Here is a 20,779-nt window from a genome sequence, read left to right on the forward strand (position 1 = left end):
TCGGAGGTTCACAGGCCAACCGGGCTTCCAATGTTCCGACCTGGCGGTGCGGCGGCGATCATTCTATCCGGTTCGCTGCGCAAGCAGTCGCAAGCCAATCGCGAAAGGCGAGGACTGATCGCCTCGCTTCCCGTTCTTCGATCAGCAACCAATAGGCTTCGGGTCCGCTGAGGATGACGTCGAAGGGCTGAACGAGCTGGCCTGCGAGAATGCTGCTCTGAAACAATCGCGGCGAAAGCAGGGCAACACCCCCGCCTTCGATCGCTGCCGTGCCGGCCAGGTCCTGGGTCGGGTACCGTACTCCGGTCCCCTGACGATGGCCCGAAAACGGCACTCCAGCAGCTTCGAACCATGAAGGCCAGTCGTCGCTCTCGATCAATTGGCACTCGAGCAGATCCCTGGGAGCCTCAATCTGTTGGTCCCGATAGCTTCGTGGATTGTACAGGGGCGTTCGATCGAGCGGAAAAAGCTTCGTCGCCGAATAGCCTTGCCAATCTCCGAACCCGCTGCGGATCGCGATATCGAAACTGCCGGGCGCGCGCAGGTCGATCGCGGGATCGATCGCGACCGCAAGGCCGTGCGGTTCGGTGAAGCTCGTCAGGCGAGGCGCGAGCCAGCGCGATGCAAAGGTCGGCGTGGCGCTGACCCTGAGGATCCTCGGGTCGGCGCATTCCGCCACCGCGGCCGCGAGTAGCGCCATCGCTTCGCGGACCCTTCCCGCAAGCCGTTGCCCCGCATCGGTCAAGGCGACGCGCGGCCCGCTCCGATGGAACAGCGCGGTACCGAGTTCAGCGTGGAGGTTCCGCATCCGCTGGCTCACCGCGGCGGGACTCAAACCGAGTTCAGCGGCCGCACGCGTGTAGCTTCCATGTCGTGCGCAAGCCTCGAACACGCGCAGCGTCTCCAGCGGTGGGGATCGAAAGCTCATCCCAGCCATCTTAAGCGCAGATTGAAATCACAGCCACTATCATCGTTATGGCCGTGCTCCCCGCAGCTCTAAACAAAGTGCGATGAGAGTGCTCACCGCTGCCCTGACTCGCCGCACCTTTCTTGTGGCCGTTCCCGCGCTGAGTGCCGTCGTGGCGAAAGCGCCGCAACAAAGAGTGCATCTCATCATGGCGCCGAGCAATCTCGGCCTGCGCCCGCTCGTGGCCAATCAACAACCTGGAGCCTGGCGAGCACCGAAGGCGCTGAAGGCTGCCGGGTTAGCCGACGCTATCGGGGCGAGCCGGACCATCCAGATGGATCGTCCTTCCTATCGCTTTGACGAGGAGGCCGGCACCCGGATCCGCAATGGCCACGCCATTCGCGCCTTCAGTGAACTGCTCGGTGCGCAGGTCGCAGGCGTGTTGCGGAGCGGCGCGTTCCCCCTGGTAGTCGGCGGCGATTGCAGCATCATGCTTGGCGGCCTGCTGGGCGGGCGATCGATCGGGAAGATCGGTCTCCTTCATGTCGATGGACACAGCGACTTCTATCATCCCGGCAATTACGACAGCGAGGGACGGCTAGGCAGCGCGGCCGGCATGGATCTCGCCCTGGCAACCGGACGAGGAGAGCCATTGCTCGCCCCTTGGAATGGCGAGGCGCTTGTCGAAGATCGGTTTGTCATCCAGATCGGCGAGCGGGAGAAGCTCAGGCCCGATGCCGATTATGGCGATATCCTTCGAACGCAGGTTCGGCGATTCCCGGTCAGGGGCGTCCTGAAGCGCGGCATAGCCGAGACCGTTCGCGGCGCCCTTTCGCCGGTAGATGGCGAGCGCCGGCCGATGTGGCTGCACATCGATCTCGACGTGCTCGACCAACGCGTGATGCCGGCGGTTGACTCGCCGGGCTCTCCCGGCTTGACCTTCTCACAGTTGGCAGATCTTATCTCCGGACTGGTCGGGGAGCGACGCGTGATTGGCGCCGATATCGCCATCTTCGATCCAGAGCTTGATCCGCGCGGCACCTATGCGCGCGACATCGTGGCGTGCATGGCCCGTGGCTTCGCCGGCCTGAAAGCTGCAATATGAGGGGCCTGCCGGCTGCGGCGCTTACCGGGATATTCTCGGCAGCTGCGGCATACGCACTGGCCGGCAGCAAAGCCGCCCCCGTGATCTGGACTCCGCCCCAGCTGTCGACTGCCGCTTATGAAGCCACTCCGACATTCTCGACCGACGGACGGGAACTCGTCTACCTGTCTGCGGACGAGAACTTCACGAAGTGGCGCCTGCTGATGTCGCGCTGTGAACATCGGCGCTGGACGCCGCCTGCTCCGCCTCCCTTTGCCGCGCCCGCACCGGCAATCGAGGCAGATCCCGGCTACACTCCAGATGGCAAGGGGCTCTATTTCGTTTCGGCCCGGCATGATCCTGAGAACGAGGATTTCGACATCTGGTACGTTGCACGATCGTCCGAGGGGCTTTGGGGCGAGCCTGAACGCCTGCCGGCGCCGGTCAATTCTCCAAACGCCGAGCTTCTGCCGCGCGCCGACCTGTCCGGTCGTCTTTACTTCGGCTCGAGCCGACCCGGCGGACATGGTCAAAGCGACATCTATGTCGCCGAACGGAGTCCCGGCGGCCGCTGGGGCGTCCGCAACCTGGGTGCGCCCGTCAATACCCCCGGGAATGAATATGAAGCGGAGATATCTCGCAACGGTCGCACCTTGATCCTGGTCGCCGATCGCGGTGATCGATCGCACCTGTACCGGTTCAAAGCAACGAAGAGCGGGTGGAGGGAAGTCGGGCGGGTCCCGGCCGATCCGCACGTTTTCCAGGTTGGGCCGCTGCTTTCGCCGGATTCAGGCGCGCTCCTCTTTGCCCAGGCCACTCGGGATCGGTCGGGCGAGATCTTCCGCCACAGTCTCGACCCGAAGGGCTCGCGATCTTGGCCATCGCCCTGCGCCGAGGGGCCTTATGACCGGTGAAATCTCCCGTCGTTCCGCCACCGCCGCAATGCTCTCGCTGGCCGGATGCGCGGCGGCGCGGCCGCACAGGGGGCAGCCGATCGATCCTGCTGCGACCAGCTATGCTCAGGCCTGGCGGATCGAAGGCGCATCCCGGATCTTGTTCATCAGCGGCCAGACACCGACGGACGGGGACGGGCACGCGCCGCGGGAATTCGCGGCGCAGGCGCGCCTCGCCTGGTCCAATGTTCTGACGCAGCTCCGCCGTGCGGACATGCACGTCGCGGACCTCGCCAAGGTCACGATCTACCTGAGCGACCGGCGCTTTCGCGAAGAGAATACCCGTATCAGGGCTGAACTGCTGGGGTCTGCCACGCCTGCAATCACCGTGGTGATCGCAGAAATCTTCGAGGAGGCATGGCTGCTCGAGATCGATGCGATTGCCTGCAGCTGATCAGGCACGGAGGAGCGAAAGAAGACGCCGATGATGAATTTCGAAGTGATCCCCAGCCCCGTGCGGCATCGCTATTTGACCGTGGATGGCTGTACCATCTTCTACCGCGAGTGCGGTGCGGAGGATGCGCCCGTGCTTCTTTTGCCGCACGGCTACCCTTGCTCTTCCTACGAGTTCCGAAATCTCATGCCGCTACTCGGCGATGCGTGGCGCCTGATCGCGCCTGATTTCCCCGGCTGCGGCTACAGCGATACTCCCGCCGACTTCGATTACAGCTTCGATGGGTATGCCCGCTTCCTGGAACGGTTTTGCGAAACAATGGGCGTGGGGAGGTTGGCCCTCTACCTCCATGATTTCGGATCGCAGATCGGATTGCGCTTCGCGATCCGAAATCCCCATGGGATCACGGGGCTGATTATTCAGAATGGCGACATCTACGAGGATCAGCTCGGCCCCAAATATGCTCCCCTCCAGGCCTATTTCGAAGATCCGTCGCCGGAGGCGAAAGAGAGGCTCGGCGATGCCGTCACGAAGGACGGTTTCAAAGACGAGTTCCTGAACGAAGTGGCAGACGATGTCGCGTCCCGAATCCCGCCGGACCTTTGGGAACTGCATTGGTCGGTGATGACACCGCAGCGCAGGGCGATCGCGGTTCAACTGATCGCGGGGCTGAAGGAAAACCTGGCCTGGTTTCCAAGGTATCAGGCGTATCTGCGCGAGCACCGGCCGCCGACGTTGATCGTCTGGGGTCCGCACGACGGCTACATGCCGGAAGGCTCTGCCAGAGCCTACCTGCGCGATCTCCCCGAAGCCGAACTGCACTTGCTGGGCGGCGGGCACTGGCTGTTGGAAACGCACCTCTACGAGGTCGCAGGCTTGATCCGGCCGTTCCTGCGGTCGATCAGAGCATCGCGCGAGTGAGCGTCAGGGAATGCCGCCGAGAGGAGTGCTGCCAGTGCTCTTCGAAGCGTTGATCGAGATTCGCGGAATCAATCCCTTCGTGCTGGTGAGCGCTGAGCGTGCGCAGGGAATCCGACTTGGCTGGCGCAAGCCGATGCCGGTGCTGGTCCAGCTTGACGACAAACCAGTCCCCGCGCGGCGCATCAATATGATGCCTGCAGGCGACGGGAGCTTCTACCTCTACCTGAACGCCGACCTGCGCGAGCAGGCCGGAGCAAAGGTCGGCGACGTCGTGACGGTCTGTGTCAGCTTCGATCCCGATTATGAGACCGGGCCTCAGCACACCATCCCTCCCGCGTTCGCAGCCGGCCTGGAGATCAGTCCTGCGGCCAAGGCCCGGTGGATATCGCTTGCGCCAAGCCTGCAGAAAGAGGTGCTACGCTACCTAGCGAGGCTGAAATCCGACGCGGCGAAGACAAGAAACATCGAACGCCTGATGCGCATCCTTGGCGGCGCAAGAGAGCGCTTCATGGCGCGTGACTGGAACTGATCCAGGACAGTCAAGGGAGGGATGACGATGGATGCAAAACAGGCGGCAGCGAATGTGTGGAGCGCGTTCGCATCGCGCGATGCCGCGAGCATACACGCCGTGCTGACGGACGATGTCGAGTGGATAGCGCCGAAGCGGAATTCGACGGCGGTCGCCCTCGGCGTTACCGATCACATGATCGGCAAGGAGGCGATCTCGTCGTTCCTGCTCAACGACATGCGCAGATTATTCTCGAGCGGTCTCGAAATCGAGCCAATCTCCGTAACCGCAGAGGGTGATCGCGTCGTCTTTGAACAAAGGCACATAGCGGTTTTGGCGAACGGGAGACCCTACAGGAATGACTATGTCTTCGTATTCGAAATGAGCGATGGGAAGGTAAGTAGAATACGCGAATATATGGACACACGCAGTGGTCAGGAAATGGTATTTGGCGACGCGCCTCCTCGGCAAATCGTCTGAATACACGCGTCACATCGATCGGAACGTGCGTTCACGGACCGGCCGGCACTGCAATGGCGTGCCGAAAGCGCCTGCGTCGCAGGACACGCAGCAGCGGAGCTTCCAGGAATAGATAGCTCAGCACGCCCAGTGCAACGCCGCCAATGGTGCCGGCGAGAGCGATCGTCCAGCCGGGGGCTCCGATCCGCCGGCAAACCACGTCGACCGCCATGATCGCAAAGATGTGCCACAGGTAGATCGAATAGCTCGCGTCGCCAAGGAAGCGCAGCGGGACGATAGGGCGCGCAAAAGCGCTGCTGCGTTCGAGCTCCAAGGTCGCGATCACCAGCAGCGTGCAAGGGAGGCCGAGCCACAGGGCGTCGCGTAAGCGTCCGGTGGCAAGCCCGAGCAGGAAGAAGACGAGGACGCAGGCCAGCAGCGGAACGGCCATCGACCTCCCCTGCAACCAGAAACGGCCGAGCCAGGCGCCGGCGAGGAATTGCAGGATCAGCGGATTGCACCAGAAGGCGAACGGCGCCTGATCCGGCGGGATGTAGAATGACGCCGCCGCTGCGCCGGCGAACAGCAGAGTCAAAATTTGCAGCAGCGCCTTTCGCGGCAAGATCAGCAGCAACGCGAACACGGCGTAGAACAGCATTTCGTAGTTCAGCGTCCAGCCGACGTTGAGGATCGGGTAGAAACGCGCACCGAAGCCGGGCGGACCGACCGGGATGAACAGATAGGAGGCGAGCGCGTGGACGGGATCGAGCCCGTGTCGCACCAGCATGAACAGAGCGAACGCGCTGGTCGCGATCCAATATAGCGGCACGATCCGGATCAGCCGGTCCTTGAAGAAGGGCCAGGGACGCGAGCCGCCATCGGTGATCGCGACCATCAGGAAGCCGCTCAGCACGAAGAACAGAGGAACGCCGAATGCCGGCACCGGCGTTCGCAGGTGCCCGGCCAACAGGGCGTGGGCAATCACCACTTCCAAAGCCGCGACGGCGCGGAGATATTGAAGACCGATCAGGCGCGGCCTTTCGGTGCCGACACTGGTAATCGATGACGCGTCCATCGCTGCTCCCCGGCAAGGTTGTTGCAGCGGGACGGCAAGGGTGCAAGCGCCACAAGGCGCCCGGTTCAGGCCGAAACGTCGTGGTTTCCTGAAAAAGCCCGTGATCTCAGCGCGCGCGTTCTGCGGCAGCGCTTTCGCCGGCGATCCGGTTCAGCGAACCGGCGGCGGCGCATCAACCGTGGACGAGAGTCCCGGCAAGGCCCGCCTGATATTGCTCGGCAAGTTTGGAGAAGGACGCGGCGAGCGCCTGGCGCCGTGCCTGCGCTTCCGGCGTAATCGCCCGCGAGGCGGCGCGAAGCTCCTCGTTCGCGCGACGTTGGTAGTAACGATAGTTTGATTCCATCGGACCCCGCTCCCCAGCGATATCTGTTACTAACATAGATTGAATCGTTTCCGAAATGTCTAACGGAAATGACTCGTCGCTACGCCGCCTCCGTTCACCTCCTTTGTTGAGGCTGTGGTGCACGGCGCCGCGATGTTGAGCCCATGAATCGGTCACAAAGTGTTTTCGTACAACTCCGGTAATCTGCAGTATCGGTGCCGAGTCGCGGCCATCGCGCTGGACACGAACGCGGGTTGAGGCAACAGCCGATCCATGCGCCGTTTCTCCCCACCAGCCATGTGGCTGCCGATCCTCGCCCTCCTGATCGTCTTCGCCTGCATGTTCCTGAGGGGCGGCCCGGAATCGCAGGTGGATCGTACTCTTCTCCTGTTCGCTCAGCGCGGAGAGCTTGTTCCGGCCGCGCGCCTCCTGACTCACCTCGGCAGCTGGACGAGCGTCATCCCTATCACGCTCGCCGCGGCGGCATGGCTGCTGTTCCGGGGCGCGCGCCGGCGCGCTCTGCTCCTGATCGGCGTGTTGCTCAGCGAGCGGGGCCTCATCGAGTTGCTGAAGGAGCTGTTCGACCGGGCCCGCCCGGATCCTCACGGCCGGTTGGTCGAGGTCAATTCCATGGCCTTTCCAAGCGGCCATTCCGCGAATGCGATGACCCTCGGGCTTGCCCTCGCGCTGCTCGTCGCGCCGCCGCGATGGCGGGGCCCGGCCGTCCTCGCCGCACTCCTATTCGCCGCGCTGATCGGCCTGACGCGGCCGGTGCTCGGGGTGCATTGGCCGTCCGACGTGATGGGGGGCTGGGCACTCGGCGCAGCCTGGACACTGCTCCTCGTGCGCCTGTTCGATGCTCGGGCCGACGAGGGAACGTCTGCTCCCCGCCCGCATTGACCGGCCGAAGGAGAGCGACAATGAGCGATCGCAACGAGCGTGGCGCCGATCGCGCCGAGACGGCCCGCCAGACCGACGACAGCGAGATCATCGACGAGATGGAGGGCGGCCCCGCCTTCGGCGGTTCGCACGACGGCAATCTGCAGCGCGACATCGGCGCGCGCGACGAAGTGAGGGAGGAGGTCGGCGACGGCGACGGCGTGACCCGGGTGCGCGACAGCGACAAGCCGGAACAGGCCAATCTGCCGCGCTTCAATCCCTGAGGATCACCCCCGCCGGAAGACGATCGTCAGATTGTTCGCCGGCATTTCGAACAGGCGCTCGAAGCGAAGCCCCCTCCCCTCCGCTTCGGCCGTGACGTCCTCGACTTGGCGGAGGCCCCAATCGGGATTGCGGGCCCTGAGCGAGGCGTCGAACGCCTCGTTCGACGCTGCGGTCGGCACCCCGAGCCGCCGATAAGGGCCATAGAGCACCAACGGCGCTCCGGGGCTGAGCACCCGCTGCGCCCCCGCCATCAGCCCCGCCGTCGCCGCCCAGGGGCTGATGTGGACCATGTTGATGCAGACGATCGCCTCTGCCGAGTCGATCGGCCAGCGCTCCGACGCGGCATCGAGGTGCACCGGATCGGTCAGGTTCGGCAACCCGGCTTCGATACGCCAGGCCCGGATGGAAGCGAGCGCATCCGGATCGGGATCGCTCGGCTGCCAGAGCAAGCCAGGAAATGCGCGGGCGAAGTGCACGCCATGCTCGCCCGTGCCACTCGCGATCTCCAGGACGGTGCCCCGATCCGGAAGCACGGCGCGGAGCAGTTCGGCGATAGGCTCGCGGTTGCGTTCGGTCGCGGGCGCTCGGCGGCGCATGTCGGTCATCGTCATTTACCTTCTTTTGGCTGGTATCCGCAAAGCCGCCGTGTCAGCGTGTGCCCCGGGGCCGAAAAGGGGGACCACATGGCTAAACTGAAACTCATCCTCGCGCTCTGCGCGAGTATCGCCGTCGCGCCGGTTCAGGCGCAAGCACCTTCGAACGAGCAGCAAGCGGCGATGCGTCAGGCTGAGGCACTGATGCGCGATCTTCATCCGGTCACCGGCGACGTCAGGATCCCGGAGGCGAGCGCGGGTCTTCATCTCGGCAAGGATTACTATTTTCTCCCAGCGGAGGAAGCGCGCCGCGTGCTGGTCGAAGGCTGGGGAAACCCGCCGGAGACGGCGAACGGCGTGCTCGGCATGGTCTTCCCCGCCGGCAAGACCTTCGCCGACGACGTGTGGGGCGCGGTAATCACGTTCGAGCCGACGGGCTGGGTCAGCGATGACGACGCCAAGAGCACCGACTATCAGGAACTCGTCGAGCAGATGCAGTCCGGCGAGGAGGAACTCAACGCCGAACGCACCAAACAGGGTTATCCCGCCCAGCATCTCGTCGGCTGGGCCCAACAGCCCGCTTACGACGTGCGCACCCACAGCGTTGTCTGGGCGCAGAACATCCAGTTCGCCGGCGCCGAGCGCAACACGCTCAACTATGACGTGCGCCTGCTCGGCCGCAACGGCGTGCTCAGCCTCAACATGGTGACGAGCATGGACAAGCTCGCCGAGACCCGCACGGCCGCCGCGAAGTTCGCGCAAGCCGCCGCGTTCGACACCGGCGCACGCTATGCCGACTACAAGCCCGGCATCGACAAGAAGGCGGAGTTCGGCGTCGGCGGGCTGGTCGCCGCGGGCGTGGGCGTCGCCGCGGCGAAGAAGCTGGGCCTGCTCGGCATCATCCTCGCCTTCGGCAAGAAGTTCATCGTCCTGCTGCTCGCCGGCGGCGCCGCAATCGCAGGCGCAGTTCGGCGGCTGTTCGGCGGCAGGAAAGCCGAAGACGAAGGCTATGCCTCTGACTATGGTTCCGGTTCGGCCGCGTTCGAAGACACGCCGGCCGAGACCGCTGCGGAGCCGACGCCGGATCGCACCGCGCCGTGAGCTGATGGCGCCGCCGGGAAGTTCCCCGGCGGCGCGCCTTCATTCCGCGGCTTCGGCTTGCACGGGCGGCTTCCAGACCAGCACCGGCTTGCGCGCGGCCTGGGTTTCGTCGAGCCGGCGCCGGGGTGCGTGAACCGGCGCCGCCTTCAACGACTGATCGCCAGCCTTGGCGCGTTCGGCAACGGAGCGCAGCGCGCCGATGAACTGGTCGAGCGCGGCCTTCGACTCCGTCTCGGTCGGCTCGATCAGCATCGCACCGTGGACGACGAGAGGGAAATACATCGTCATCGGGTGGAAGCCCTCGTCGATCAGCCCTTTGGCGAGATCGAGCGTGCTGAGGCCCTCGGCGAAGCCCTTGTCGCTGAACAGGGCCTCGTGCATGCACGGGCCGCTTTCCCCAAACGGCGCCTCGAGCACGTCCTCCAAGCTGCGCAGGATGTAATTGGCGTTCAGCACCGCGTCGCCCGACACCTGCCGCAGGCCGTCGGCGCCGTGGCTCAGAATGTACGAGAGCGCGCGGGTGAACATGCCCATCTGGCCGTGAAAGGCGGTCATACGGCCGAAGCTCGACGCGTGATGCTCGCCGGCGGTCTCTTCCTCGACCAGCACGAAGTGATTGCCTTGCTGCTCCACGAACGGCAGCGGCGCGAACGGGGTCAGGGCTTCCGAGAACACCACCGGCCCGGAACCGGGCCCGCCGCCGCCATGCGGCGTCGAGAAGGTCTTGTGGAGGTTGATGTGCATCGCGTCGATGCCGAGATCGCCGGGGCGCACGCGTCCGACGATCGCGTTGAAGTTCGCCCCGTCGCAATAAACCAGGCCTCCTGCAGCGTGCACCGCGTCCGAGATCGCGCGCATGTCCGGCTCGAACAGGCCGCACGTATTCGGATTGGTGATCATCACGGCGGCGACGTCCGGCCCGAGCCGGGCCTTCAGCGCGTCGAAATCGACCCGCCCGCGATCGTTCGCCGGAATGCTCTCGACCCGATAGCCGACGAACGCGGCCGTTGCCGGGTTGGTGCCATGGGCGCTTTCCGGCACCAGGATGACCTCGCGCGCGTCGCCCCGTGCTTCGAGGGCGGCGCGGATCGCCAGCAGGCCGCACAATTCGCCGTGCGCGCCGGCCTTCGGGCTCATCGCCACCGAGTGCATTCCGGTGAGCTTGACCAGCCATCCGCCAAGCTCGGCGATCAGCTCGAGCGCGCCTTGCACCGTGTCGATCGGCTGCAGCGGATGGATGTCGGCGAAACCGGGCAGCCGCGCCATGCGCTCGTTGAGACGCGGATTGTGCTTCATCGTGCAAGAGCCGAGCGGAAACAGGCCAAGGTCGATCGCGTAATTCTGCCGGCTGAGCCGGGTGTAATGGCGTACCGCCTGCGGCTCCGACAGACCCGGAAGGCCGATCGGCCGGTTGCGCTCCAGGCCGCCGAGCCGGGTGGCGACCTTGGGCGCCTCGTCGAAATCGACGCCGGTGCCGCCATCCTCGTCCATCTCGAAGATCAAAGGCTCTTCGAGCATCAGCGCCCGGTTTCCGGTCCAGGTTTCCGCGCCCTCGTGACCACCGTCAGTGTCCGGCCTGGTCGGGCGGCCTTCACGATTCATGCTCATGCCAGGATCTCCTCGAGCGCGCCGGCGAGCGCCTCGACATCTTCATCATTGGTGGTTTCGGTGACGGCGATGACGAGGCCGCTTCCGAGCGCTTCGGCCTCAGGATAGAGGCGTCCGAGCGAAACACCGCCGAGAATGCCGCGCTCTGCGAGGGTGCGAACCACGGGACGTGCCTCGCGGGTGAGGCGCACCGTGAACTCGTTGAAGAAGGTCTCGCTGACCAGGTCGACGCCCGGCACCCGTGCCAGCCGCTCGGCGGCGCGCACCGCCTTGGCGTGGTTGAGCTCGGCCAGGCGGCGAAGCCCGGTTTCGCCGAGCAAAGTCATGTGCACCGAGAAAGCGAGCGCACACAATCCGCTGTTGGTGCAGATGTTCGACGTCGCCTTCTCCCGACGGATATGCTGCTCGCGGGTCGACAGGGTCAGCACGAAGCCGCGCTTCCCCTCGGCATCGACGGTCTCGCCGGCAAGGCGGCCCGGCATCTGCCGGACATATTTGTCGCGGGTGGCGAACAGGCCGACATAGGGTCCGCCGAAATTGAGGCCGACCCCGATCGACTGTCCCTCGCCGACGACAATGTCGGCGCCCATCTCGCCGGGTGCGCGCAGCAGCCCGAGCGCCACGGGCTCCGTCACCACCGCGATCAGCAGCGCGCCGGCGGCGTGGGCGCGTTCGGCGAGTTCGGACAGGTCGCCGATGCGGCCCAATATGTCCGGATACTGGACGACGACGCAGCTCGTCTCCTTGTCGATCGCATCGAGCAACCGTGCCGTATCGGTCTCCGCCGACAGATCCGGCAGCGACGTCTCGAGCACGTCGCCGGTGAAGCGTGCCATCGTCTTGGCGACCGACACGTAATGGGGATGCAGCCCGCCCGACAGGATTGCCTTGGTACGCCGGGTGATCCGGCGCGCCATGCCGATCGCCTCCCAGCAGGCGGTCGAGCCGTCGTACATCGAAGCGTTCGCGACATCGCAGCCGAACAGGCGTGCGACCTGGGTCTGGAACTCGAACAGCGCCTGCAAGGTGCCCTGCGCGATTTCCGGCTGATAGGGCGTGTAGCTGGTCAGGAATTCGCCGCGTTGGATCAGGTGATCGACGCTCGCCGGAATATGGTGCTTATAGGCTCCGCAGCCGAGGAAGAAGGGCACGTCGCCCGCGGCAAGATTGCGCCGCGCCATTGCCGACAGCCGGCGCTCGACGGCAAGTTCGCTGGCATGATCGGGAAGCCCGTCGATCTTGGACGCAAGCCGGGCCGCTTCGGGCACGTCGACGAACAAATCCTCGACGGAAGGTGCGCCGATCGTGCGCAGCATCTCGCGTCGATCGGCTTCAGCTAGGGGCAAATAGCGCATCTCAGACCGCTTTCCTCTGCGCGCGGCTCAGCCGGCCGCATCATGGGGGTGGAAAATACGGGAACGCCGACCGATCCCCCCGGACCGGCGCGCCCTCCCTCCCGCCGACGGGAGGGGAAAATCTCAGTCCGGCTTGCGCATCGTGAAGCGAAGCCGGACATAATCGGCACTCCAGCTTCCGTCGGCCTGCTGGAGCAGCGGCTGCAGCCGGGCCTGGATCGCGTGGGAAACCTCGTCCCGGGCCCCGTCCGGTACGCCCGCGACGTCGAGCCAGCCGCTGCGGAACGTCTTCACCCAACCGGCGACGCCGGCCGGCAGCGGCGTCGGCCGGGCGACGAGATGCGCCTGGATCTCGTTGAACCCGGCGCAGGCATAAAGGCGAACGAACTCCTCGACCGAGGGATACCATTGCGGATCCTCGGCCGGAATCGGGTAACCGCGGGCGGTGAGCTCGTCCCGGATACCGCCGCGCAGCACGGCGATATTCCCCTGCCCGCCCATCTCGCCGACGAACCGGCCGCCCGGCTTGAGGACCCGGAACACGCCTTCCGCGACGGCGTCCGGATCGAGCATCCAGTGCAGTGCGGCATTGGAGAAGGCCGCATCGAACTGGCCGAACCGGTTTGCCTGACCTTCGAGATCCAGGGCCTGGGCATCGGCGACGAACGCGTCCACCCCCTTGGCCCGGGCCGCCTCCACCATTTCGGGGGATGCATCCAGCCCGATCACGCCGGCACCGCTCGCCATGATCTTCCGGGTCAGCGTCCCGTCACCGCAGCCAAGGTCGAGGATCAGCTCGCCCGGTTGCGGGTCGAGCATCTCGAGGGCTGCGGAACCGAGCGCCGGCACGAAGGCGGCGTTGGTTGCGTAATCGGTCGGAGACCAGCGGGAGGATGTGTTGACGGTCACTGCTGCTCGCAAAAGGTCCGGTACGCTTCAGCGTCCATCAGCCCGTCGAGTTCCGAGGGATCCGACAGGCGCAGCTTGAAGAACCAGCCGTCGCCTTCCGGCGCGGTGTTGACCAGTGACGGATCGTCGGAGAGCGCATGATTGGCTTCGATCACTTCGCCGCTGACCGGCGCGTAGACATCCGAAGCCGCCTTGACCGACTCGACCACCGCCGCGTCGCCGCCCTTGGTCACCTGCCGGCCCGGCTCCGGCAATTCGACGAACACGATGTCGCCGAGCTGACCCTGCGCGAAATCGGTGATGCCGACGGTGGCGCTGTCGCCATCGACCGCGATCCACTCATGCTCTTGCGTATAATGAACGGTCATTGGCCGCCTCCCTTGCGATGGTATCGATGCGGAACGAAGGGCATGTCGCTGACCTTCGCCTGGAATATCTTGCCGCGCTGGGTCAGGCGGATCGTCGCGCCGGCTTCGGCGCTTCCGACCGGGACATAGGCCATCGCGATCGGCGCCTCGAGCATCGGCGAGAAACCACCGCTGGTCACCTTGCCGACCTCGTTACCCTCGTCGTCGATCACCATCGCACCCTCGCGGACCGGCTGCCGCCCCTCGACGAGCAGGCCGACACGCCGGCGGATCAAGGTCGTGTCGAACTCCGCCGAGATGCGATGCCAACCGGGGAAACCGCCCTCGGCGCGGCGCCGCTTGGAGATGGCGAAGCCGAGATCGGCCTCGACCGGCGTCGTCTCGGTATCGAGATCGTGTCCGTAGAGCGGCAGGCCCGCCTCCAGGCGCAGCGAATCGCGCGCGCCGAGACCGATCGGCTTCACTTCGCTCTGCGCGCCGAGGAGGGCCGCGACCTCGAGCACCTGCGCCGCCGGCACCGAGATCTCAAAGCCGTCTTCGCCGGTATAGCCCGAGCGGCTGATCCACGCCGTGACGCCGCCGATCTGGAACGCGCCGCCGGTCATGAAACCCAGCGCCTCGACACCGGGCACCAGCCGGGCGAGCGTTTCCGCGGCCTTGGGCCCCTGCAAGGCAAGCAGGGCCTGCTCCTTCATGTGATCGACCACAACGGTACGCGGCAGCTTCGCCTGCAGATGGGCGATGTCGCCATCCTTGGTCGCACCGTTCACGACCATGTAGAAATGATCGCCGCGACGCGTGATCATCAAATCGTCGATGATCCCGCCATCCTCTGTGAGCAGCAGGGAATAGCGCAGCCGACCTTCCTTCAGGATGGCGAGGTCCGCCGGCAGCAATGCCTCCAGCGCCTTTTCGGCGTCGGCGCCGCGAATGATCAGCTGTCCCATGTGGCTGACGTCGAACAGCCCCGCCGATTCGCGAGTCCAGCGATGCTCGGCGATGATCCCCTCATATTGGATCGGCATCGCATAGCCCGCGAACGGCACCATACGGGCGCCGCGGTCGCGGTGCCATTGGTCGAGCGGCAGTGTCTTCTCGGGAACCGTTGCGTCGGTCATCGTCCAGTCTCCAGGGCGCCGCAATGCCGTCCGGCGTGCCGGACGAATCTTGCAAACAATCCCCCTCTGTCACTGGACCTGAGAGCTTTCCCCGCGCCGGCGACGCCGCGGGTTACCCCTTCGGTGGTTCGCCGCGGCCGATGCCGAAGCGAACGCTTTCCAGAGTGTCTATGCCCGTGCGGTCCCTTTTGCCTGAGAGATTCCGGGGCGGTTGCTCCTTCGGCGGCGGCAGACCGAAACCTGCCACTCTCTCCCGCACGTGCACCGGCTCAGAAGACGGCGACCGCGCTGCCTTGAAGGCTGGCCCGGCCGCTGTCAACGTGGCTTGTCGTTCCGATCAGCGGGTCGCGTTGTAGGAGAGCTGCGCTTCGGTGAGCTGGAAGCCGACCAGCACTTCGAAGCTCGCCTTGCGGACCGCGTCGCGCACCGTCGGATCGGCGAGCGGATCGACCGCCGCATCGGCATCGCCAGGCTTGCGTTCGCGGGTGATCTGACGGCGCACGTCGTCGGGAAGCGTCACCGCCGCCCGGGCGACGGAGCCGGTGGCGGTGCCGGTGGCGCTGGCACGAAGCTGACCGTCTTCGAAGCGGAGACCGACCTGGCTGACGCTCTTGGTGAGAACATTGGTGCCGCCCTGCACGACCACCGCGAAATAGGGCAGAACGACCTCGCGGGCCCCGGCGGCGTCGCGGCGCTGCCCGCGAATCTCGAAATTCACGGTGGTGACGATGTTGTCGCCGGTCTCGTCGCAGGTCGAGCGCACGTTGGTGATATGCGCCACCACGTCGATCGCGCTGGCGTCCCGGCTGTTCTCCGGGTTGAACAAGGTGATATCCCCGGTCGCGGCCGGAACCGCCACCGCCGGACAGGCCGAGCGCGTCACGGTGATGCCGGTGGCGGTCAGCTGACCGTCGGACGAGCAGCCGACGAGAGCCAGCGGGAGGAAGGCGGCGGCAAGCGCCGCTTTAGGCTTGAACACAGGCAATGGATCCTCATTTTCCCGGGGACGGGCGAGCGGATCATAGGAACCGGGTTTCGCCGAGGCAAGCAACGAACAAGGGGCCGAGCGGCCCGACCACGGCTGCGTTCGGTGGACGCGGCGACCTATTCGGCATAGAGGCTGCGCCATGCTGGCACCCAAACCCCCTCTTCACCTTCTGATCGCGGCGCCGCGCGGCTTTTGCGCGGGAGTCGACCGGGCGATCCGGATCGTCGAGCTGGCGCTCGAACGCTACGGCGCGCCCGTCTATGTCCGCCATGAAATCGTCCACAACAAATATGTGGTTGATACGCTGAAGGCGCAGGGTGCGATCTTCGTCGCCGAGCTCGACGACGTGCCGGACGGGGTTCCCGTGGTCTTCTCCGCCCATGGCGTTCCCAAGGCGGTGCCGGCCAAGGCGGCGGAGCGCGGGCTCGATTTCCTCGACGCCACCTGCCCGCTCGTCTCCAAGGTCCATCGCCAGGCCGAACGCCTGGTCGAGGCCGGCCGCCATATCCTGTTCATCGGCCATGCCGGCCACCCCGAGGTGATCGGCACGTTCGGTCAGGTCCCTGAGGGACGGATGACCTTGATCGAGACGGCGGAGGATGCGGAGCGCGTGATGCCGGCCGATCCCCACAATCTCTCCTTCCTCACCCAGACGACCTTGTCGGTAGACGATACGGCCGAGATGATCCGGGTGCTGGAGCGGCGATTCCCGGACATCAAGGGTCCGCGCGGCGAGGACATCTGCTACGCCACGTCCAACCGGCAGGCGGCAGTCAAGGATATCGCCCGCACCTGCGACTTCGTGCTGGTGATCGGATCGACCAAGAGCTCGAATTCGCTGCGGCTGGTCGAAGTCTCCGAACGCGAAGGGGTCCCCGCGCGCCTGATCGCCCGCGCGACCGATATCGATCTGGCCTGGCTGGAGGGCGTGCGCACCCTCGGCCTGACCGCGGGAGCCTCCGCGCCGGAGACCCTCGTGCGCGAAGTCGTCGATTTCCTTGCCGACCATTTCGAAATCACCGAGTCTGAAGGCGAAGGCGTCGTCGAGCGCATGGTGTTCAAGCTGCCGCGCGGCCTCGAAGCCGCTGCCTGACTCTCCCGACATGACCGAAGCCAAGACCGAAGTGGAGATCTTCACCGACGGCGCCTGCAAGGGCAATCCGGGCCCGGGCGGCTGGGGAGCGATCGTGCGATCCGGGCCGCACGAGAAGGAAATGTCCGGCGGCGAACCCGCCACCACCAACAACCGCATGGAAATGATGGCGGCGATCCGCGCCCTGCAGGCGCTGAAGCGGCCCTGTTCGGTCACCCTGTTCACCGACAGCGTCTATCTGCGCGACGGTATCACCAAATGGATCCACGGCTGGCGCCGCAACGGGTGGAAGACCGCCGACAGGAAGCCGGTCAAGAATGCCGAGCTCTGGCAGGAATTGCTGGAGGCCGTCGGCGAGCACAAGATCGACTGGCGCTGGGTCAAGGGCCATGCCGGCCACCCCGAGAACGAGCGCGCCGACCAGCTCGCCTGCGCGGCCGCGCTCCAATTCTCGGCACGTCGATAAGGCTGTCCCTGCCCCGCTCCTCCGCGCGGTAAGACCTCAGGCGCCCCAGACGTCGCGGGCGTAGCGCAGGAAGTTCAGGCTCAGGATTTTTTCGATCCTCGACTCGCGATAGCCGCGGCTGCGCAGCAGGCGGGCGAGGCTGCAGAACTGGTCCGGTCCCTGCAGCGCCTCGACGAAGGGCACAGTGTCCGGATTCTCGCCGGCGGCGCCGATCCCCGCCGCCTTTCGGTCCGCTATCTCCTTCCTGGCATGGGCTCGGTAGGCGGCCATGTCGTCGATCGCCGTGGTGCCGCCATCGGTGCCGAGACCGACATGGTCCTCGCCGCAGACATTGATCGCATGATCGATATGGCGGGCGACGTCCTCTGCGGTGGCGACGCTGCGCGGGTTGAGGAAGGGCATGAAATAGATGCCGACGAAGCCGCCGCGGGATGCGACGAGACGGAGTTCCTCGTCGGTCTTGTTGCGCGGAAGATCGGTCAGAGCCCTGCAGCCCGTGTGATTGATCGAGATCGGCTGCCTGGAAGATCGTGCCGCTTCCAGACAGGTGCGTTCGCCGCTGTGCGAGAGATCGATCATCACCCGATTGTCGTTCAGCCGCGCGACGAGATCCCGGCCGAACGGCGTCAGCCCCCGGTTGAGCGGCGCCATCGCCCCGTCGCCGACCTGATTCGCGACGTTGTAGGTAAGCTGGAACACGCGGACGCCGAGATCCGCGAACACATCCGCCCGCGCCACCTTGTCGCCCATCATCGCGCTGTTCTGGAAACCGTAGACGATCCCGATCTTGCCTGTGTCGCGCGCGCGAAGGATGTCGGCCACAGTCAGCACTTTCACGAGATGGTCCTGGTGGTGCCTGACGCGCCAGTCCCAGGTCGCGATCTCGGCGACGCTGAATTCGAACGGATCCATCGCGCCCGCGACATAGCCGAGCGTGTTGTTGATCGCGATCGTGCCGGAGGCGAGCGCATCCTCGATCACCCGCGCCTCGATCGGCGTTCGGGCGGTTCCCGGAACCTCGGCGCCGCTGTCGTCCTGCTCGGGTCGGTTCGGGTTGAAGAGGCCGCCGAGAGCGTTGATCACCGCCGGACCACGTGCCGCGCTCGCGGACCGTGCCGCGGCGGGCGCCAGCCCTGTCGCAGTAGCGGCGGCCAGGAAATCGCGGCGGGGCAAATCAAAGGGCATTGGGCAGGTCCTCCTCGGCGATTCGGCAGGAGTCGCTCCGGGACATGCTTTCCCTGCCGCACGCGCAATCGCAAGAGCGTGGCGGCCTGCACTCTTGCTGCACGTCCCTGCCGGCCACGTGCATCTGCTTTCGGATTTCCGCCAATTGGCCGGCGGAGTGAGGCTAAGCTCGCGGCTGCAGACGGTCCGGGAGGTAGGGCTCCGGATCGATGCTCGCAACGATCGGATCCGACGTGCGATCGAGCAACAGGGACGCACCCAGTTTCGCCGCAGCGGGTGCGGTCTGGATGCCGAAGCCGCCCTGCCCTGCGAACCAGAAAAAGTCGCCTCGCCCGGGCGCGAAGCCGTAGACCGGCACACGATCCGGCGCGAAGCTTCTGAGGCCTGCCCATTTGTGCTCGACCCGCTCGATCCGCCAATCGACGACGGCTTCGAGTCGGGCGATGGCGGTGGCGACATCGATCTCCTCCGCCGCAGCGTCACAGGGCGGGCACGGCGTTTCGTCATGCGGGCTGAGCCAGATCCGTCCCCCTGCTTCCGGCTTGAAGTAGAAGCGGCCGAGCGCATCGATGACCAGCGGCAGATTCGCCGGCGCGGCCGGGTCCACGCGAAGCTGAACCATCGTTCGGCGGAAGGGCTGGATGCCGATCGGCGCGAGCCCGGCGGCGATCGCGACCTCGTCCGCCCACGCCCCCGCCGCATCGACGAGGATGTCGGCGGTGAAAACGCCCGCGGCCGTCTCGACCGCCCATCGGCCGTGCGCGCGCGCCGCCGACCGGAGACCCGCTCCCGTGACGAAGCGTGCCCCGGCCGTCGCCGCGGATTTGAGGTAGTGCGCGTGCAATGCGGCAACGTCGATGTCGGCGCAGGTGGGCTCGAGCAGCCCGCGTCTCCATTGGGGCTTCAGCCCGGGAATCCGGGCAATCAGATCGTCACGTCCGAGCGGCCTCAGGTCGACCGCGTCGCCGAACCCGCGCGCGAGGTCGGCAATGACGTGGGCGTCGGCATCACCGGCAATGTGGAGTCCCCCGCGCGCGCCAAGAAAGCCGCCGTCGCGCAGAAAGGTTCCCGATGCGGTGGTGAGCGGCTGGACCAACGGGCCGCCATAGGTTTCCGACCAGAACGCCGCGGAGCGGCCGGTAGCGTGGTAGCCGGGCCGGTCCTCGCCCTCGATCACGATCACCGACCCGGCACCGGCGAGTTCTGCGGCGAGACTGGCCCCGGCCATGCCCGCGCCGACGATCAGGATGTCGCAACGATCGTTCACCCGGCGGCATGCCTCGCAAGGAACGCATCGATGGCGGCGAGTGCCCGCAGGCGAACCGGATCAGATTCGCGCAGGATCTCGTGACCCGAATCCTGAAGCATCAGCAATTCCGCGTTGGGGATCGCCTCCGCGGCCCGCCGGATCGCCGCAGCGCTGACCAGCCGGTCGCGCTCGGTCGCGACGAACAGGCAGGGCGAATCGATCCGCCGTAGCGCCTCGAGGGTCAGGGCGGCACTGGAGCGCATCGCCGCAAGCAGCCACCCCCAACTCGGCGGACCGAGATTGTAGCCGGGCTCGCGCTCCCACCACCAGAGCTCGTCGTCGAATCGCTCGGGCGAGCTGGTGAGATAGGTGCGGCGGCGTGCCCCCGCTTTCGCAGAAGCCGTCGGCGAACGCCAGATCGGGGCGCGCCCGAAGCCGGCGATATTGAACAAGCGCGCCGTCCACGCCGCCGCCCAGGGCGGCAGCGGCTCGCTGTTGACCATCATCATCGGGGCGATGAGCACCGCCGCGTTGATTTCGGGTCGACGCTCGGCGAGCGTACGGGCGAGGATGTGACCGCCCATTGAGTGGGCGACGACCACATGAGGGCCGGGATGGTCGGCCCGCCAATCGGCGATCAGCGCGGCAAGATCGTCGACCAGGGGATCCATGCTCTCCAGGTGACCGCCGACGATATCTCCACGCGATCCGCCCTGGCTGCGCCAGTCGAAGGCGGTGACCGACCAGCCCGCCGCATGCCAGTGATGCTGGGCCTCCAGATACTTTTCGATGAAATCGCCGCGGCCACCGGCGAAGAGCAGGCTGCCGCGCCCCCTGCCCGGCCATTCCAGCCGCCGATACCGCCATCCGTCCGGCGCCAGCCACGTGCCGAGCCGCGCCTCGGCCGGCAACGCCCGACGATCGATCACCTGATCCTCCATAGGTGTGCGGTTACGGTT

24 protein-coding genes and 1 riboswitch are annotated in these 20,779 nt (G+C 66.0%); of the genes, 11 read left to right on the forward strand and 13 right to left on the reverse strand.

The window, feature by feature from the left end; translation table 11 throughout:
- Positions 1-58: 58 nt before the first annotated feature.
- Positions 59-928: a LysR family transcriptional regulator gene (locus ETR14_RS25680; protein ID WP_165356615.1), complete on the reverse strand. Its 870-nt coding sequence runs from the start codon at positions 926-928 to the stop codon at positions 59-61.
- Between the two features lie 124 nt (positions 929-1,052).
- Here ETR14_RS25680 and ETR14_RS25685 point away from each other — a divergent pair, with 124 nt between their 5' ends.
- Genes ETR14_RS25685 through ETR14_RS25710 form a run of 6 tightly spaced genes read left to right on the forward strand, consistent with a single transcriptional unit; the run spans position 1,053 to position 5,247 of the window.
- A complete protein-coding gene (locus tag ETR14_RS25685) occupies positions 1,053-2,012 on the forward strand; it encodes an arginase family protein (RefSeq protein ID WP_206185920.1) in 960 nt (319 codons plus the stop codon).
- Complete coding sequence (locus tag ETR14_RS25690) at positions 2,009-2,905, forward strand: PD40 domain-containing protein (RefSeq protein WP_129390863.1); 897 nt, start codon at positions 2,009-2,011, stop codon at positions 2,903-2,905. The genes ETR14_RS25685 and ETR14_RS25690 overlap by 4 nt, the downstream gene beginning before the upstream one ends.
- The gene (locus tag ETR14_RS25695; protein ID WP_206185921.1) at positions 2,895-3,338 is read left to right on the forward strand and encodes a RidA family protein; all 444 of its coding nucleotides are present in this window, start codon (positions 2,895-2,897) and stop codon (positions 3,336-3,338) included. The genes ETR14_RS25690 and ETR14_RS25695 overlap by 11 nt, the downstream gene beginning before the upstream one ends.
- Positions 3,339-3,368: 30 nt before the next feature.
- Positions 3,369-4,259, forward strand: a complete 891-nt coding sequence (locus ETR14_RS25700; RefSeq protein WP_129390866.1) for an alpha/beta fold hydrolase — start codon at positions 3,369-3,371, stop codon at positions 4,257-4,259.
- A gap of 34 nt (positions 4,260-4,293) precedes the next feature.
- Positions 4,294-4,788 (forward strand): YdeI/OmpD-associated family protein, encoded by a 495-nt coding sequence (locus tag ETR14_RS25705; RefSeq protein ID WP_165356616.1) that lies wholly within the window; start codon positions 4,294-4,296, stop codon positions 4,786-4,788.
- A 27-nt stretch (positions 4,789-4,815) separates the two neighbouring features.
- On the forward strand, positions 4,816-5,247 hold the full coding sequence (locus ETR14_RS25710) for a nuclear transport factor 2 family protein (RefSeq protein WP_129390872.1): 432 nt from the start codon (positions 4,816-4,818) through the stop codon (positions 5,245-5,247).
- 31 nt (positions 5,248-5,278) lie between these two features.
- Here the strand turns inward: ETR14_RS25710 and ETR14_RS25715 are convergent, their stop codons facing one another.
- Entirely contained in the window at positions 5,279-6,301 is a 1,023-nt protein-coding gene (locus ETR14_RS25715; RefSeq protein ID WP_129390875.1) for an acyltransferase, read from the reverse strand.
- 172 nt (positions 6,302-6,473) lie between these two features.
- A complete protein-coding gene (locus ETR14_RS28615) occupies positions 6,474-6,644 on the reverse strand; it encodes a hypothetical protein (protein ID WP_165356617.1) in 171 nt (56 codons plus the stop codon).
- A gap of 252 nt (positions 6,645-6,896) precedes the next feature.
- Between ETR14_RS28615 and ETR14_RS25720 the strand changes: the two genes are divergently transcribed.
- Together ETR14_RS25720 and ETR14_RS25725 are read left to right on the forward strand one after the other, a co-directional pair.
- Positions 6,897-7,523 (forward strand): phosphatase PAP2 family protein, encoded by a 627-nt coding sequence (locus ETR14_RS25720; protein ID WP_129390878.1) that lies wholly within the window; start codon positions 6,897-6,899, stop codon positions 7,521-7,523.
- 20 nt (positions 7,524-7,543) lie between these two features.
- The gene (locus ETR14_RS25725) at positions 7,544-7,786 is read left to right on the forward strand and encodes a hypothetical protein (protein ID WP_129390881.1); all 243 of its coding nucleotides are present in this window, start codon (positions 7,544-7,546) and stop codon (positions 7,784-7,786) included.
- Between the two features lie 3 nt (positions 7,787-7,789).
- On the opposite strand, the gene ETR14_RS25730 is transcribed toward ETR14_RS25725, so the two are convergent.
- Entirely contained in the window at positions 7,790-8,398 is a 609-nt protein-coding gene (locus ETR14_RS25730; RefSeq protein WP_129390884.1) for a DUF938 domain-containing protein, read from the reverse strand.
- Positions 8,399-8,470: 72 nt separating this feature from the next.
- Between ETR14_RS25730 and ETR14_RS25735 the strand changes: the two genes are divergently transcribed.
- Positions 8,471-9,481, forward strand: a complete 1,011-nt coding sequence (locus tag ETR14_RS25735; protein WP_129390887.1) for a DUF2167 domain-containing protein — start codon at positions 8,471-8,473, stop codon at positions 9,479-9,481.
- 39 nt (positions 9,482-9,520) lie between these two features.
- Here the strand turns inward: ETR14_RS25735 and gcvPB are convergent, their stop codons facing one another.
- From gcvPB to ETR14_RS25765, 6 genes are all read right to left on the reverse strand, one after another.
- Positions 9,521-11,089 carry an aminomethyl-transferring glycine dehydrogenase subunit GcvPB gene (gene gcvPB / locus ETR14_RS25740; RefSeq protein ID WP_129390889.1) on the reverse strand — a complete coding sequence of 523 codons (1,569 nt, stop codon included), beginning with the start codon at positions 11,087-11,089 and terminating at the stop codon, positions 9,521-9,523.
- The gene (gcvPA, locus tag ETR14_RS25745) at positions 11,086-12,444 is read right to left on the reverse strand and encodes an aminomethyl-transferring glycine dehydrogenase subunit GcvPA (protein ID WP_129390892.1); all 1,359 of its coding nucleotides are present in this window, start codon (positions 12,442-12,444) and stop codon (positions 11,086-11,088) included. Before gcvPA ends, gcvPB begins: the two co-directional genes overlap by 4 nt.
- A gap of 123 nt (positions 12,445-12,567) precedes the next feature.
- Positions 12,568-13,353 carry a class I SAM-dependent methyltransferase gene (locus ETR14_RS25750; protein ID WP_129390895.1) on the reverse strand — a complete coding sequence of 262 codons (786 nt, stop codon included), beginning with the start codon at positions 13,351-13,353 and terminating at the stop codon, positions 12,568-12,570.
- Positions 13,350-13,721 (reverse strand): glycine cleavage system protein GcvH, encoded by a 372-nt coding sequence (gene gcvH, locus ETR14_RS25755; protein ID WP_129390898.1) that lies wholly within the window; start codon positions 13,719-13,721, stop codon positions 13,350-13,352. Before gcvH ends, ETR14_RS25750 begins: the two co-directional genes overlap by 4 nt.
- A complete protein-coding gene (gcvT, locus tag ETR14_RS25760) occupies positions 13,718-14,839 on the reverse strand; it encodes a glycine cleavage system aminomethyltransferase GcvT (protein ID WP_129390901.1) in 1,122 nt (373 codons plus the stop codon). The genes gcvH and gcvT overlap by 4 nt, the downstream gene beginning before the upstream one ends.
- Positions 14,840-15,008: 169 nt before the next feature.
- Positions 15,009-15,105: riboswitch (glycine riboswitch) on the reverse strand.
- Between the two features lie 71 nt (positions 15,106-15,176).
- A complete protein-coding gene (locus tag ETR14_RS25765; protein ID WP_129390904.1) occupies positions 15,177-15,818 on the reverse strand; it encodes a hypothetical protein in 642 nt (213 codons plus the stop codon).
- 148 nt (positions 15,819-15,966) lie between these two features.
- Here ETR14_RS25765 and ispH point away from each other — a divergent pair, with 148 nt between their 5' ends.
- Entirely contained in the window at positions 15,967-16,920 is a 954-nt protein-coding gene (ispH, locus tag ETR14_RS25770) for a 4-hydroxy-3-methylbut-2-enyl diphosphate reductase (RefSeq protein ID WP_129390907.1), read from the forward strand.
- A 10-nt stretch (positions 16,921-16,930) separates the two neighbouring features.
- Positions 16,931-17,386 (forward strand): ribonuclease HI, encoded by a 456-nt coding sequence (gene rnhA / locus ETR14_RS25775; RefSeq protein WP_129390910.1) that lies wholly within the window; start codon positions 16,931-16,933, stop codon positions 17,384-17,386.
- A gap of 36 nt (positions 17,387-17,422) precedes the next feature.
- On the opposite strand, the gene ETR14_RS25780 is transcribed toward rnhA, so the two are convergent.
- From ETR14_RS25780 to ETR14_RS25790, 3 genes are all read right to left on the reverse strand, one after another.
- Positions 17,423-18,571 carry a dipeptidase gene (locus ETR14_RS25780; protein ID WP_129390912.1) on the reverse strand — a complete coding sequence of 383 codons (1,149 nt, stop codon included), beginning with the start codon at positions 18,569-18,571 and terminating at the stop codon, positions 17,423-17,425.
- Positions 18,572-18,734: 163 nt separating this feature from the next.
- Positions 18,735-19,799 carry an FAD-binding oxidoreductase gene (locus tag ETR14_RS25785; RefSeq protein WP_129392439.1) on the reverse strand — a complete coding sequence of 355 codons (1,065 nt, stop codon included), beginning with the start codon at positions 19,797-19,799 and terminating at the stop codon, positions 18,735-18,737.
- Positions 19,800-19,834: 35 nt separating this feature from the next.
- Positions 19,835-20,749, reverse strand: coding sequence for an alpha/beta hydrolase (locus tag ETR14_RS25790; RefSeq protein WP_243455690.1), 915 nt, complete (start codon positions 20,747-20,749; stop codon positions 19,835-19,837).
- Positions 20,750-20,779: the final 30 nt, after the last annotated feature.

This window comes from Sphingosinicella sp. BN140058 (assembly GCF_004135585.1).
Lineage (GTDB): Bacteria > Pseudomonadota > Alphaproteobacteria > Sphingomonadales > Sphingomonadaceae > Allosphingosinicella.

Bases quoted from the DNA above. Each gene is read 5' to 3' on its own strand.
- ETR14_RS25780 (WP_129390912.1), bottom strand. From the start codon at position 18,571: ATGCCCTTTGATTTGCCCCGCCGCGATTTCCTGGCCGCCGCTACTGCG.
- ETR14_RS25730 (WP_129390884.1), bottom strand. From the start codon at position 8,398: ATGACGATGACCGACATGCGCCGCCGAGCGCCCGCGACCGAACGCAAC.
- ETR14_RS25695 (WP_206185921.1), top strand. From the start codon at position 2,895: ATGACCGGTGAAATCTCCCGTCGTTCCGCCACCGCCGCAATGCTCTCG.
- gcvH (WP_129390898.1), bottom strand. From the start codon at position 13,721: ATGACCGTTCATTATACGCAAGAGCATGAGTGGATCGCGGTCGATGGC.
- gcvT (WP_129390901.1), bottom strand. From the start codon at position 14,839: ATGACCGACGCAACGGTTCCCGAGAAGACACTGCCGCTCGACCAATGG.
- ETR14_RS25785 (WP_129392439.1), bottom strand. From the start codon at position 19,799: ATGGCCGGGGCCAGTCTCGCCGCAGAACTCGCCGGTGCCGGGTCGGTG.
- ETR14_RS25700 (WP_129390866.1), top strand. From the start codon at position 3,369: ATGATGAATTTCGAAGTGATCCCCAGCCCCGTGCGGCATCGCTATTTG.
- ETR14_RS25725 (WP_129390881.1), top strand. From the start codon at position 7,544: ATGAGCGATCGCAACGAGCGTGGCGCCGATCGCGCCGAGACGGCCCGC.
- ETR14_RS25710 (WP_129390872.1), top strand. From the start codon at position 4,816: ATGGATGCAAAACAGGCGGCAGCGAATGTGTGGAGCGCGTTCGCATCG.
- ETR14_RS25680 (WP_165356615.1), bottom strand. From the start codon at position 928: ATGAGCTTTCGATCCCCACCGCTGGAGACGCTGCGCGTGTTCGAGGCT.
- gcvPA (WP_129390892.1), bottom strand. From the start codon at position 12,444: ATGCGCTATTTGCCCCTAGCTGAAGCCGATCGACGCGAGATGCTGCGC.
- rnhA (WP_129390910.1), top strand. From the start codon at position 16,931: ATGACCGAAGCCAAGACCGAAGTGGAGATCTTCACCGACGGCGCCTGC.
- ispH (WP_129390907.1), top strand. From the start codon at position 15,967: ATGCTGGCACCCAAACCCCCTCTTCACCTTCTGATCGCGGCGCCGCGC.
- ETR14_RS25715 (WP_129390875.1), bottom strand. From the start codon at position 6,301: ATGGACGCGTCATCGATTACCAGTGTCGGCACCGAAAGGCCGCGCCTG.
- ETR14_RS25735 (WP_129390887.1), top strand. From the start codon at position 8,471: ATGGCTAAACTGAAACTCATCCTCGCGCTCTGCGCGAGTATCGCCGTC.
- ETR14_RS25720 (WP_129390878.1), top strand. From the start codon at position 6,897: ATGCGCCGTTTCTCCCCACCAGCCATGTGGCTGCCGATCCTCGCCCTC.
- ETR14_RS25690 (WP_129390863.1), top strand. From the start codon at position 2,009: ATGAGGGGCCTGCCGGCTGCGGCGCTTACCGGGATATTCTCGGCAGCT.
- ETR14_RS28615 (WP_165356617.1), bottom strand. From the start codon at position 6,644: ATGGAATCAAACTATCGTTACTACCAACGTCGCGCGAACGAGGAGCTT.
- gcvPB (WP_129390889.1), bottom strand. From the start codon at position 11,089: ATGAGCATGAATCGTGAAGGCCGCCCGACCAGGCCGGACACTGACGGT.